At 62.2% G+C, this 13,461-nt stretch carries 10 protein-coding genes; 2 read left to right on the plus strand and 8 right to left on the minus strand.

Annotated features, from left to right (window positions below; all coding sequences use genetic code 11):
- Together AT959_RS18450 and recJ are read left to right on the plus strand one after the other, a co-directional pair.
- Positions 1–1,029, plus strand: a complete 1,029-nt coding sequence (locus tag AT959_RS18450; RefSeq protein WP_066886569.1) for a hypothetical protein — start codon at positions 1–3, stop codon at positions 1,027–1,029.
- Entirely contained in the window at positions 1,026–2,714 is a 1,689-nt protein-coding gene (gene recJ / locus AT959_RS18455) for a single-stranded-DNA-specific exonuclease RecJ (RefSeq protein ID WP_066886572.1), read from the plus strand. The genes AT959_RS18450 and recJ overlap by 4 nt, the downstream gene beginning before the upstream one ends.
- A 10-nt stretch (positions 2,715–2,724) precedes the next feature.
- Here recJ and AT959_RS18460 read toward each other — a convergent pair whose 3' ends face one another.
- The 8 genes from AT959_RS18460 to AT959_RS18495 all read right to left on the minus strand — a co-directional run bounded on the left by AT959_RS18460 (position 2,725) and on the right by AT959_RS18495 (position 13,221).
- Positions 2,725–5,373, minus strand: coding sequence for a bifunctional diguanylate cyclase/phosphodiesterase (locus AT959_RS18460; protein ID WP_066886574.1), 2,649 nt, complete (start codon positions 5,371–5,373; stop codon positions 2,725–2,727).
- A gap of 219 nt (positions 5,374–5,592) precedes the next feature.
- Positions 5,593–5,934, minus strand: coding sequence for a type II toxin-antitoxin system RelE/ParE family toxin (locus tag AT959_RS18465; protein ID WP_066886577.1), 342 nt, complete (start codon positions 5,932–5,934; stop codon positions 5,593–5,595).
- Positions 5,934–6,209 (minus strand): type II toxin-antitoxin system Phd/YefM family antitoxin, encoded by a 276-nt coding sequence (locus AT959_RS18470; RefSeq protein ID WP_066886579.1) that lies wholly within the window; start codon positions 6,207–6,209, stop codon positions 5,934–5,936. The genes AT959_RS18465 and AT959_RS18470 overlap by 1 nt, the downstream gene beginning before the upstream one ends.
- A 49-nt stretch (positions 6,210–6,258) precedes the next feature.
- Positions 6,259–7,470, minus strand: a complete 1,212-nt coding sequence (locus AT959_RS18475) for a DUF3322 domain-containing protein (protein WP_066886582.1) — start codon at positions 7,468–7,470, stop codon at positions 6,259–6,261.
- A complete protein-coding gene (locus tag AT959_RS18480) occupies positions 7,467–10,859 on the minus strand; it encodes an ATP-binding protein (RefSeq protein WP_066886585.1) in 3,393 nt (1,130 codons plus the stop codon). The genes AT959_RS18475 and AT959_RS18480 overlap by 4 nt, the downstream gene beginning before the upstream one ends.
- The gene (locus tag AT959_RS18485; RefSeq protein WP_066886588.1) at positions 10,852–11,529 is read right to left on the minus strand and encodes a DUF4194 domain-containing protein; all 678 of its coding nucleotides are present in this window, start codon (positions 11,527–11,529) and stop codon (positions 10,852–10,854) included. Before AT959_RS18485 ends, AT959_RS18480 begins: the two co-directional genes overlap by 8 nt.
- A 19-nt stretch (positions 11,530–11,548) precedes the next feature.
- On the minus strand, positions 11,549–13,003 hold the full coding sequence (locus AT959_RS18490) for a DUF3375 domain-containing protein (RefSeq protein WP_066886591.1): 1,455 nt from the start codon (positions 13,001–13,003) through the stop codon (positions 11,549–11,551).
- Positions 13,000–13,221, minus strand: coding sequence for a hypothetical protein (locus AT959_RS18495; RefSeq protein WP_157651358.1), 222 nt, complete (start codon positions 13,219–13,221; stop codon positions 13,000–13,002). The genes AT959_RS18490 and AT959_RS18495 overlap by 4 nt, the downstream gene beginning before the upstream one ends.
- Positions 13,222–13,461 lie beyond the last annotated feature (240 nt).

Genomic DNA, 13,461 nt, shown 5'->3' on the forward strand with positions numbered 1-13,461 from the left:
GTGCATCTCACCCTGCTTGTCCCAGAACTGATCTGGCCCGAACCCGCCGACCAATTCACCCTCGGCAAGCTCAGCGCCCCCGGCCTTGAATGGCTGCTCGCCCACGGCAACCTGCAACGCCGGCCGCGCCGCCCCTTCGAAAACGTGCTGGCCGACTGCTTCGGCCTCGATGCAGCTCCCTTCGGCGCCCTGCGCCTGCTCGGCGAAGGCAGCCCGGCCGCCCGCGCCGGCCACTGGCTCTGTGCCGACCCGGTGCATCTGCGCTTTCACCACGAACGGATCATCCTGGCCGACGCCGGCGCCTTCGATCTCGACGAAGCAGAAGCGCGCAGCCTGGCCGCTTCGCTGAATGGCGAATTTGCCGATATCGGCGAATTTCACGTGATCAGCGCCCGCCGCTGGTATCTCAAGCTGAATGCTGCGGTCGACCACCCGGTAGCACCGATTTCCGCCGTTGCCGGCCGCCGGGTCGATGGCGACCTGAACGGCAATGCCCTGCCGCTGACCCGCTGGCTGAACGAAGTGCAAATGTTCCTGCACGGCCACCCGGTCAACGAACAACGCCAGCGTGAAGGCAAGCCGGCCATCAACAGTCTATGGCTGTGGGGTGGCGGCGCCCTGCCCAGCCCGGCCCGACCGGCCTTCTCCGGCCTGTGGAGTGACAACCCGCTGGCTGCCGGCCTGGCCCTGGCCAGCGACATCCCGCTGCATGACCGGCCGCCCAGCCTCGCCGCCTTGCTGCCGGAAGCCGGCCCGGCCCCGCTGCTCGTCCTCGACCAGTTGCTGCCGCGCGTCCTCTACGAAGATGGCGAAGGCTGGCGCAGCGCCCTGGAACAACTCGAAGCCGACTGGTTCGTACCGCTCAGGAAAGCCCTCGGCAGCCAGGTCGACCGCATCAGCCTGATCGCGCCGACCGTCTATGGCGAACTGCACGGCACCCTGACCGGCGGTGAACGCTGGAAATTCTGGAAAAAAACCGAGGCCCTCCCCGCCCTCGCCAACCGCCTCGCCGAGCAAGCCACCCAATGACCAACATCGTCACCCGCAGCAGCGCGCCGCGCACCGTCTGGCAACTCGAACAACAAGGCTTGCACCCGCTACTCGCCCGCCTCTATGCGGCGCGCGGCGTCACCGACAAGGCCGAACTCGACTACGAACTGAAGTCGCTGCTGCCGCCCGCCGCGCTGACCAATACCGATCAGGCAGCGCACATCCTGGCCGATGCCATCGAGGCCGAAGCCCGCCTGCTGATCATCGGCGATTACGACTGCGACGGCGCCACCGCCACCGCCGTCGGCATGCGCGCCCTGAAATCGCTCGGCGCCGACGTCAACTTCCTGGTTCCCGACCGTTTCAAGTTCGGCTACGGCCTGTCGCCGGAAATCGTCGAACTGGCCGCCGAACAATCGCCCGACCTGATCATCACCGTCGACAATGGCATCGCCAGCCTGGAAGGCGTCGCCCGCGCCCGCGAACTCGGCATCGCGACGCTGATCACCGACCATCACCTGCCGGCAGCAACGCTGCCGGACGCCGACTGCATCGTCAATCCGAACCAGCCGGGCTGCGACTTTCCGTCCAAATGCATCGCCGGCGTCGGCGTCATGTTCTACGTCGCCCTCGCCCTGCGCGCCGAACTGCGCGAGCGCGGCTATTTTGCCGACCACCCGGAACCCAATTTTGCCGACCTGCTCGATCTCGTCGCGCTGGGCACCGTCGCCGACGTCGTCAAGCTCGACCGCAACAACCGCATCCTGGTCAGCCAGGGCCTCAAGCGCATGCGCGCCGGCCGCCTGCAACCGGGCATCGCCGCCCTCTTCAAGGCGACCAGCCGCGACCCGAAACGTGCTTCGGCCTTCGACCTCGGTTTCCTGATCGGCCCCCGCCTGAACGCTGCCGGCCGCCTGGCCGACATGCGCCTCGGCATCGAGTGCCTGATCACCGACGATGCCGGCCGCGCCCTGCAGATCGCCCAGGAACTCGACACCCTGAACCGCACCCGCCGCGAAATCGAATCCGGCATGCAGGACCAGGCGCTGATCCTGCTCGAAGCGATGGACGTCAACGACCCCGCCCCCGGCATCGCACTGTTCGACCCGGAATGGCACGAGGGCGTCGTCGGCATTCTCGCCTCGCGCATCAAGGAAAAGCTGCACCGCCCGGTCTTTGCCTTTGCCCGCAGCGAAGGCGGCATCGTCAAGGGTTCCGGCCGTTCGATTCCCGGCCTGCACCTGCGCGACGCCCTCGACCTCGTCGCCAAGCGCGCCCCCGGCCTGCTGCTGCGCTTCGGCGGCCATGCCATGGCGGCCGGCGCGACGCTGAAGGAAGAAAACTTCGAGCGCTTCGCCGCCCTGTTCGCCGAAATCGCCGGTGAACTGCTCGCCCCGGCCGATCTGACCCGGACGCTGGAAACCGACGGTGCGCTGGAGGGCGGCTACATTTCGCTCGAAATCGCCCGCCTGCTGGAAAACGAGGTCTGGGGCCAGGGCTTCCCGGCGCCGCTGTTCGTCGACGAATTCGACGTCGAGCAACAACGCGTCCTCAAGGAAAAGCACCTCAAGCTGCGCCTGAAAAAAGGCAATGCCCGCATCGACGCCATCCAGTTCAATTTCAGCAGCCAGCCCGGCAACCGCACCCGCGCCGCCTACCGGCTGTCGATCAACGAATACATGGGCGTCGAATCGCCGCAGTTGATGATCGAATACCTCGAGTAGAGGAAGTGCTTTAGTCCGGCGTGCCGCGTTGCTGGGCACCGGCGATCTCGGCCGGCGGCAACGGGCGGCTGAAGTAGTAGCCCTGCACCTCGTCGCAGCCGAAGCGACGCAGCATTTCGACCTGCTCGGCAGTTTCGGCGCCTTCGGCGATGACGCGCAGACCGAGCTTGCCGGCGACGGCGATGATCGCTTCGACAATCGCCGCGTTATTGGCGTCGACCGTCAGATCGCTGACGAAGCTCTGGTCGACCTTGAGCTTGTCGAGCGGCAAGCGCTTCAGATAAGAGAAGCTGGAATAGCCGGTACCGAAATCGTCGATCGCCAGCTTGACGCCCATCGCCCGAAAATCCTCCAGCACGGCGATCGCCCGCTCGGCATCGGCCAACAGCATGCTCTCGGTGATTTCCAATTCGAGCCGGGCAGCGGGCAGCCCGCTATCGGCCAGGGCCTGGCGGACGATGGCGACGATCTCCGGATCGGCCAGTTGCACCGCCGACAGATTGACGGCGACGATGAAGGGCGGCAAACCGGCGCCCTGCCAGGCGACGGCCTGGCGGCAGGCTTCGTTGAGCACCCATTCGCCGAGCGGCTTGATCAGGCCGGTTTCCTCGGCCAGCGGGATGAAGCGGGCCGGTGAAATGAGGCCTTCGATGGGATCCTGCCAGCGGACCAGCGCCTCGACGCCAACCATCCGGCCCGAGGCCAGTTCGTATTGCGGCTGGTAATGGAGTAGCAAACGCCCTTCGGCAATCGCCTTGCGCAGGCGGCTTTCGAGCGTGACGCGTTCGGCGACGCGGGCGTTCATCTCCGGCTTGAAGAAACAGTAAGCGTTGCGGCCGGCCGACTTGGCGGCATAAAGCGCGACGTCGGCATTGCGCAGCAGGTGGTCGATATCGCTGCCATCGTCGGGATAGAGACTGATGCCGATACTGGCGGTTACCAGCAACTCCCGGTCGTCGATGATGAACGGCTGCCGAACGGCATCGAGCACCCGTTGCGCGATCTGCGCCAGTGCATTGACGCTGTGCCAGTCGACGACCAGGATGGCGAACTCGTCGCCACCCTGGCGAGCGATCAAATCCTTGTCGAATACGGTCTTCTTCAACCGCCCGGCCAGTTCGCGCAGCAGTTGGTCGCCAATCGCGTGGCCCAGCGTGTCGTTGATGTGCTTGAAGTGATCTAGGTCGAGCAGCAGCAAGGCGATCCGGTTTTCCCTGCCGGCCGCGCCGGCCAGCGTCTGGGCGATATTTTCCGAGAGCAGCAGGCGATTCGGCAGGTCGGTCAGCGCATCGTGCTCGGCCAGGTAGTCGGCACGCGCTTCGGCTTCCTTGCGCGGCGTCACGTCGCGGGCGAAGCCGGCAACGCCGATCACCTGCCCGGCGGCATCGTGCAGCGGCGCGTGGACATATTCGTAGGTACGGCGCCGGCCGTCGGCGTGAGTCTGCTCGCCGACGCCTTGATGTTCGGCATTGGCGGCGATCACTGCGCTGTCCTGACGGCGATAGAAGGCGGCATGGCCGGCCGGCCAGACTTCTTCCAGCCGCCGGCCGATCACTGCAGCGCGTGATTGGCCGCAAAAGGCCAGGTAAGCGTCGTTGACCATCAGGAAACGGCCAGTACAGTCGCGCAGCCAGGCCGGATCGGGAATGCTGTCGAGCAGCGTGCGGGCCCGCCGCTCGGAATCGAGATAGGCGGTTTCCATCGCATCGCCAAAACGCAGGGCCAGCCGGTAATTGCGCTGCCAGGCCCAGAGCAGGGCTGCGAGCACCAGCCCGAGCAGCAGCGTGGAGACCCCATAGACCTGCGCCTTGACGTACCACTCCTGCAGGATATCCGGCTCGCTGCGCCCGACCAGAATGCTCAGCGGCAAGCCCTCGACCTTACGCAGCGCGAAATGGCGTTCGACGCCATCGAGCGGCGACACGGCCTGGTAATCGGCCGCAGTCTGGCCGCTGGCCAGCACGCTTTCGAAATAGGTCGCAGCAAGTTTCTTGCCCAGTTGCTCGGGGGCCGCCGGCTTGCGGGCCACCAGGCGAATTCCATCGTCGTAAAGAGCGACGACGTCGCCCTGGTTTTTCAGCATCTGGGAAAACAGGGTCTCGAACTGGCTGGCATTGATCGCCGCCTGCACGTGGCCGACGAACCCGCCATCCGGCGAGGCCAGCCGGCGACTGAGGGTGATTACCCAGTTTTTCGTAATGCGGGCGAAGATCGGCTCGGAGAGCACCAGGCCGGCAGCCGGATCGGCACGCAGGCGTTGAAAGTAGTCGCGGTCGAACACGGTGGCGCTGGACAGCTTGCCGCTGGCATCGAAGATGAACGAGCCCTGCGCATTGCCGACGCGCAAGCTTTGCGAATCCGGGATTTCGCGCAAATGGGCTGCCAGTTCGTCGTCCCCCTGCCCGGCCGGCCAGGCTGCCCAGAGCGGATACTGGCGGGCCACGGTACTGAGCACGATATCGATCTTGCCGAGGCGATCGCCGACATGGGTCGCCAGCAGTTCGGCCTGGGTGGCAATTTCGTGCTTGGCCCGCTCGATCTCGTGGCGGCGCGACGAAACCAGTTCCAGCCCGAGCATGGCTACGAAGGCCAACAAGGTCAGGGCGGCGGCCAGCGCATGCAGATAAGGTGCCGACGAAATTCCGCGCTGGAGAGTCATCGCCGGCTGATTGCCGAATTTTTGGACATCCGGCGATCTTAACAGCCGAGGCCCGGCTTGGGCAGCCAGAACTGATCTATCAGGCATCGGCGATCGCTGTGCGAGCGCATTTTCTGCCTTTTTCCGGCGTCGACCGCAGGCATCCGGAAAGCGGCACGCCGGACTGGTGAGCACCGGTTCAAAGCGTTTCGGATTGCAGCCAGCATCACCGCTGACGGACTATGCGCCGAGCAGCCTCCTCGCCAGCACTGACTGCATATCACGACGCCCGTCAGCAATCAGATAGATGACAATTTGGCTGCCCGTAACCCGGTAAATCACGCGGTACGGCTTGAAGAAGGTCTGGCGGTACTCTTTGATGCCCAGGCCGACCAGTTCCTTCGGGTAGCTGCTGCGCTCTGGCAACTTCGACAAGCCCCCCACAACCTCCATCAACCCATCCAGCACATAGTTGGCGTTGGCCACACAGTCGAACTCGGAGATGTAATCGTGAATGGCTTCCAAGTCCTGCTCTGCCCCCTCGGTGAGCAGAACTTCGAACTGGGCAGGCGTGCCAGCCATCAGGCAGTGGCCCGCTTGGCGCGCAGGCGGGCAACGACGTCGGCCACAGGTCTGAGCTTGCCAACCGCCACATCCTGGTTACCCAGTGCGAGGATTTTCAGCAAGGCCAGGGTTTCTTGCGTCTCTTCAAACGAAGCGACGTCCTGCAGGACCGCCTTGGCCTCGCCGTTCTGGGTGATGACCAAGGGCTCACGCTGCTCAGCGAGCTGCGCCAGAACCTCGGCAGCGTTGGCCTTGAGGTAGCTGATCGGTTTGACTTGAGACGAGTAGCGCATGGTCGTGCTCCTGATTTTCACAAAGACTGAATATAGTCTTTTTAAAGTCTCATGGCAAAGTAACTGAATTGAGGCCCGTGCTGCCGTCAAGGAGCTGTTGAAGGCGATGGGCCAGCCAGTGGAACCCAATATGTTCCTGCTCCAGCCGCAGTCCCGTGCGGATGCGGTTGTCGCGCAGGTCGTCGTAGAGGGCTCTCTCTTCTGGCGTCAGCCTGTGCAAGTCCGCCAACAGGGGTTTGCCCTCGTCCCCCCAGACGGCGGCATGCGCATCAAGGGTGGCCCTGTCCATCAAGAACGAATCTACGTGACCAAAGTAGCCGCGCAGCTGATCCAGGATGCCAAAACCATGGGTATCGATATCGCCCCAGTAAAGGATTGAGCAATTCTTCATCCAATGACTTCTTGCCAGTGCATCCCAACCGTAACCCGCGCCAAAAATAACGAGGGCATCACGAACCGGCGGGAAGGCCAGGAAGTTGGTTTCGTTCTCGGTGATGAATATGCGCTTCACGGCGAGTTCCAGGCGACTGAAGCTGTCGGCATTCAGTGTCACGTCGGGACATGCCGAACCAGGCACTGCCCGAATCGCAGGGTCAAGCACACGGAAGCGAATGCGCGTCGGTTTTTCCAGAAAGCCATAACGGGCAGCAAACTGGCTGATACCGGTTTTACTGATGTCCACCGCGTCAACAGGCAGAGCCAGGTCAAGTAACTCGGCCAATATGCTGCGATGTGCCTCGATGAATTTGCTGTGCACGCCCGGCAAGTCCACCTGTCGCAAGTAAATACCGGGGCGTTGATGCTCGACAAGCCACGTCACGACGGCCAGCAAGCGTGGCCATTCGGCGGACAGTTCCAGTGCCTGCAGGGGGCGTTTTTCAAGCCAAGCCAGTAAGGCGGGGTGCGTTTTCCGGGTGGCGGAAACCTGAGCCAAGAAACGATCCCAGTCTCGACGCTTGCCCAGCCAGGTCAAGGCATCATCAATGGTCTCAATCCATACACTGGTCGGCAGTTTTTGTGTCCCCTGGACGCGGTGTCGAACCTCCTGCCACTCCACACGGACTGAATCCATAGCCGCCAATTCAGAGGCCCAAGTGCGAACAGCATTGAAGCGATCCGTGATGTCAGCTGAACTTGGGGACTTGAGCGACAGGCGCACAGGGAAACGTGAATTGCCCGTCACCACGTCTCGCAAGAACTCACCGCGCTCCCACCACCGCATCAATTGCGCTTTCAATTCCTTCGAACCGGTCCACGTCACTGCGCCAACTCCTGCGCAGCTTGGGTCGGCATCAACGCTTTCTGCGCCCGGTATTCCTCGATGGAAAGATTGCGCAGCTTGGAGGCCCGCCCGCCCTCGTTATGCACGAAGCCCACACTGGAGACGTAGGGTTCGATGATGTGGATCTTCTGCAGCGGCGTGACGATGAGCAACTGCAGGTTGAGTTGCCGGAACAACTTCAAACCGTATTGTGCCGACTCGTCCGAGCCGCGCCCGAACGCCTCGTCGATGACCACGAAGCGGAATGAGCGCGAACGCACTGCGCCCCACTCCAAGCCGAATTGATAGGCCAAGCTGGCCGCCAAAATGGTGTAGGCCAGCTTCTCTTTCTGCCCGCCCGATTTGCCGCCAGAGTCCGAGTAGTGCTCGTGTTCGCTGTTGTCCTCTCGCCAGCGCTCACTGGCGGCGAACAAGAACCAATTGCGCACATCCGTGACCTTGGTCGTCCAGCGGCGATCCTGTTCAGATAATCCCTCGCGCCCTCGGAAGCGGTCGATGATGGCCTTGACCTGCAAGAACTTGGCTTCGGAGTACTGGGTATCGTCCGAACCGGTTACAGCGCCTTCGGTACAAGCGCGCAATTCTTGCTGGAAGTCGCGGATCTCGGCATCAGGGCTGATCTGCGACTCCAGCACGATATAGCGCCCGGGGTTGTAGTCGATCTCGCCCAAGGATTTGTTGATGTGCGCGATACGCTCCTTGATGGTTTCGCGCTCGCGTGCCAGTTGGGCATTGAAGTTGGCGATTTCGTTGATCGTGTTGACGTTGAGCAGTTCTTTGAACCGCTCAACAAAACGCGGCAGGTCGTCGCGGTTCAACTGCGTCAGCAGGTTTTCGTACTCAAACGCCGCCTCAAGGCTGGCATCCATCTCGGCCGTCTCCAGCTTGAAAGCCTCCTTGAACGAAGCCATGGCCTTGATGATCTTCTCGGCCAGGCGTTCGAGTCGCTTCTGTTCTGCATCGATCTTGTCTTGTAGCCATTTGCGAACTTCCTGCTCGCGGTTGTCGCAGGATTCCACGCTTAGTTGATGCTCGCCCAGCGCCTCCGCACGCATGGATTCGAGCGTTGATGCCAGACCATCGTCGACGACAGCTCCCTGCAGCAGCGTCTCCGTTTGTTGACGAAGCTCCAGCGCGTCTGCCTGTCGCTGTTCCACCTTGGCCCGCTTTTCGCGCGCGCTCTGTAGCTCGCTGCCAGTCTCCTTCTGCGCCTTCTGCAATGCGCGCAGGTTTTCGTTCAACTGCTTGAGGACATCCGATGCCGACTCCAGCCGACTGCGCTCGTCTGTCAGTTGCGCAATCTCGGTGGCGACGCTGGCCCAATCCAATTCATCGAACGCCGTAAACTCTTCAAGGCGGGTCAGCGCATCGAGACGGCTCGTGAGTCCATCGCGCTCCTTCTGAACTTTACCGATCTGGCTGCCGAGCTCACCCAGCCGCGTTTCAAGCTGGCAGCGCTTGCTTTCCAGTGCCGCGATCTTGGCACTGTTGCTCCAGCCCAGTACATACCGGCTGCGGTCATCGATGCGGTGGCGGTCGTCTTTTTCGTGTCTGCCGCTTGGGTCTTTGATCTGGCCCGCGCGGGTAATTGCACGCGTCTCACGGCGGAACTGTTCTTGCGTGGCGCAGCAGGCCACGTCAAAGCGGTGGGCGAGCTCACGCTCCAGCCAATCGTAATGTGGCGAATCGGGCTTGATGGCCAGCTTGCGGACCAATGAATCGCGGTGCAGATCTGGCAATTCTGCAGCCTTACGTGGCCGCACATGGAAGTACACCAAACGGCCGCGCAGATGGGCTCCATCCACCCATTCGGCCACCGCCTTGTAATGGGCATCGGGCACCAACAGTGCCAAGCCGAAGCCTCGCAACAATCGTTCGGCAGCACCTTCCCAATCACGCTCATCGTCGCGCACCTGGATCAACTCACCGGCGAAGGGCATGTCATCCACGTTCAGCTCCAGCGCAGCACACATCGCGGCGCGGATCTGGATCTGCTGGTCATCGATGTTGCTGCGACGACGCTTGAGGCTGTCGATCTCAGCAGTTTGCTGATCGTGTTCCTGCCTGCCCTGACGCAAGGTCACGCCGTGCTCAGTCAGTGCGTTCTGTAGATCGGCATCGCAGTTGCGCGCCTCGTCTCGCCAGCTTTGATATTTGCCACGCTGTGCGGCGAAGGTGGAGGCATCTGCCGCCACCGACTCGCCCAGCACGGTTGCCAACTCCCCGTAACGCCCGGCCTTGGTTTTGCGCACATCCCGCAACTGTTCTTTCTTGTGAATCTCTGCGGCAAGGCGTTCCAGTCGGTCGCCACCGTTGTCATTGATGGCCTGCTTCAGCTCATCGACTTGCTGGCGTTGCTCCTCATGAACAGCATCGAGCTTTTGTACCTGAGCATCGACGCGCTCCCACTCTTCCGCCAGCAAACCCAGTCGCTTGTCGATCAGGCCGAGTTTCAGGCCAGCGAAGTGGGGCCGGAGATTTTCCCGGCACCCGCGCAAACTTTCGATCTCGGCCACCAACGCACGATGGCGTCCGCAGTCAGCAATCAAGGGCGTGAGCAATTCAACCTGCTGCTGGGTTTTCAGCACCGCCTGATGGGCGCGATTGAGATCGTCGAAGTGGCCGATCAAGGCCTGCAGGCGTGGGCCAACCTCGAAAGGTTCCAGCATATGACTGCGTACGAAGTCGGTGAGGTTGCCCACCGACTTCATCGACACCGTCTGGTGAAACAGCTCCAGTGCCTGATCGTTCTCAATGCCAAAGCGCCGACGGAACCAGGCCGCATAGGGCGGGAAGCTATCGTGCAGTTCGGCCCCCACCCCGCGCAGCTTCTTGCGCAGTTGGGCAATGTCCGAACCGAAATGGGCGAAGTCAGAGGCAATCGATAGCCCGCGCTCCGCCCCCAGAAAGAAGCGTGCCGGCTGCCCTTGCACTTCCTTCATCCAGAACACCTGGGCCAGCGTCACCGTCTGGTCGTAACCTGCGTTGTGGAACACCCCCAGAATGACGGAGTAGCTGTTCTGGTCGCGTAAGCTAACCGGCTTGGCCGCGCCCGTGACGTCATTGCGCTCGGATTTGTAATGCCCGAGCACGTAGGAACGCAGCGTTCGTTCCTTGCTGTCCGCGCCTGCAGCCTTGTTATAGGCAATCCGGTTGGCAGGCACCAGCAAGGTGGTAATGGCGTCCACCAGCGTGGACTTGCCCGAGCCGATATCGCCCGTGAGCAGGCCATTCTTGCCATCGAGCTGTAGCGTCCACACCCGGCTGTCGAAGGTACCCCAGTTGAATGCCTCCAGACGGGTCAGGCGAAAGCCGGACAGCGTGTCATCGGCACAGAAGTCCAGGCCCAGTGATTGCGGGTCATTCATGGCCTGCGCCCTCCTTGGCATTGGTCACACCTGCCAGTTGCGACTGGTAAGTGGCCAGGCGCGTATCGAATTCGGCCAGCCATTGGGCATCAATAAAGGCCTTCAGGATGCGCCGCACCTCGTAAGTGGCGAGTCCGGCCGAAGCGCCGCCGGCAGGTTTGAGTTTCTGCAGAAATCCCAATTCGGCCACCTTGTTGATCGTGGTTTCAATCTGATCGATCAGCTTGGCTTCATTCGGGCCATCGGGCAGGAACACCCGGACCAGTTCCACGATGTTGTCGCGGCTCAGCACCAGCCGCGTGTCGCCACCGCCCGCGTCGAATTCGGCCAGCTTTTTCCGCAACAACGCCAGCAACAAACTCACCGCGAAGGACAACGGCCGGCGGGCGACCAAGCGGGGCAAGCGGGGAGCCGGATCGTCGTCGGCAGGCTCGGGGCGGCTTTTCAAGAAGGCATAGCCTTCTGCCTCATCCAGCACCAGATCCAGATTCAGTACCGCGACGTAGTCACGCACCCGCGCTTGCAGGTTCAGCAGTGCTGCCCATTGGCGTTCGTCACCATCACGGTACAGCACGCTTTTGAGCAAGCTGATCAGCAACACCGACAAATCTGCGGCCGGCGTCACCATCAAATGTGCTGCGGGTGTTGTGTTCGAGAATTCTTCTTCCATCCCTGGCCTCAGTTCTTGTTCAACGCATGAAAATCACGCGTGGTAGGCGTGCGCTACGGGTGATTGCTTGGCCGTCCGCGGCCACCGTCGGCCAGCGAATCGGCTCGGGCGTGTCCTCATCCACCACGGTGCTGAAGGTCTCACTGCCCAGTTGCAGATAGGCCACCAACTCGGCCAGCCCCTGTTGCAAGGGCTGGCTGGACACCAGCTCGCCCAAGGTGATCTGCGCCCGGTCCTGCAAGGCGTGGCGGATGTGGCGGGTGAGCCGTGCCTTGTCCACCACCACCTGATCGAACAGCGCCGAAGGGTCGATATCCTCATCACCGGCCTGCAAGGCCAGGTCGGCAATCACCGGCTTGATGGCCGGGGTGAACAAGGGGCGCTCCATCGCCAACTCGATAGCGGCGCAGGCCTCGGCCATTTCCATCACGTTGCCAGTGGGTTGTGCATCACGAAGGGCCAGCACCTTGCTCTCGATGCCGTGCAGGATGTTCATGATGCGGCGGTTTTCGAGCCAGGCCCGGTCATCCAGAAAGCGGCGCAACTGCTGCGACAAAGCGGCGACCGTACGCTGGGTGTGCTCGCCGGCCTCCATCCAGTCGTAGTGCACGCGGCGTGTCCGGCTGTCGGGCTTCAGATCGGTCACTGCAGGCAGTCCCAGCACGCGATCCAGCAGTTCGGTCAATTCTTCCTGCCGACGACTGGAGAGCAGAAAATCCCAGAAGGCGCGGAAGCTTTTGCCCTGATCGGAATCGGCAATCGCATCGCGCTCGCCCATGATGTCTTCCAGCAGCGCGCCCTTGCTGCCCTCCCACAGCGCAATACGCTCACGCACGCGCCGGTCGAGCTGGCGGAAGTTGTGCTCCACCTCGCGGAAGTCAGTGAGCAACTCGCGCGCCCCCTGCATGAATTGCTGGAAGCGATCCTTCAGCGCCGTATCGTCCAGTAGCGGCACATCGCCCGACAGCACCCGCATGATCTCGGCATCGATGTCATCGCGCTTCTTGTGCAGTTCAGCAATGCGTTTGGCCGGGTCGGCCTCGCTGCCTTCGCTCATCTGTTTGAGCAGGTCAAACAGCGTCAGCAAGCGCGACTCGGTGCCGATGAACTGCCGCTCGGCCAATTGCGCCAGCCAGGCAATGGCCTTCTCGGTGGCGGGCGTCAAATCGAACTGCGCCTCGTCCGTGCCCGGGCGGTAGAACTTGCGCAGCCAGCCCTTGTCGGGCGCCGCCCAGTCATTCAGGTAATCGAGCGCCGGCTTCGGGAAAGCGGCTTCGCCCAAGTGCAAACGCAGGGCATATAGCTCGTCTTCCAGCGCCTCAGCCAGATCCGCTGCCGCCATCACCCGCACATTAGGTAGCACGAACACCCGATGCAGAAAGCTCGCCACCAACGGCGCATGGTCCGAACGCAACAACCGCCACGCGGGGTGGTGGGTACGCAAGGTGTCGAGGGTGGCGAAGTCAAGGGTCACAATGTAGCCCCCTCGACATCCGTGAATGGCGCATAGCCGTAATGTTCCACCAACGTGCGGATGAACTTCTGGCGCACGATCTCCTCTGGCTTGGAGATAACGTCTCGCCATTCCTTGCACAGAGGAATCCACAGCCAGTTGCCCTCCTGATGAAGTGCATCGGCAGCCGACGAAAATGACCAGTCGGGTTGATGAGTCGGTTTCTTGGTCTTGGCCATGAGTTTGTTCTCAATCAATTTTGCTTTTGTCGTTCTACGTCCGCGCCGCCCGCACGCCCCCATTCATTGACTTCGGACAGCTGGAATTTCACAGCTGCCCCACGCGGTGCGCAAGCAGGCCCCTGCGCATTGCCGATACGCAAGCTTTGCGAATCCGGAATTCCGCGCAGGAGGGTCATCGCCGGCTAATAGTCGAATCTTTAGACATCCGGCGATCTTAGCAGCCGAGGCCCGGCTTGG

It is taken from the genome of Dechloromonas denitrificans (assembly GCF_001551835.1).
Taxonomy (GTDB): Bacteria; Pseudomonadota; Gammaproteobacteria; order Burkholderiales; family Rhodocyclaceae; genus Azonexus; species Azonexus denitrificans.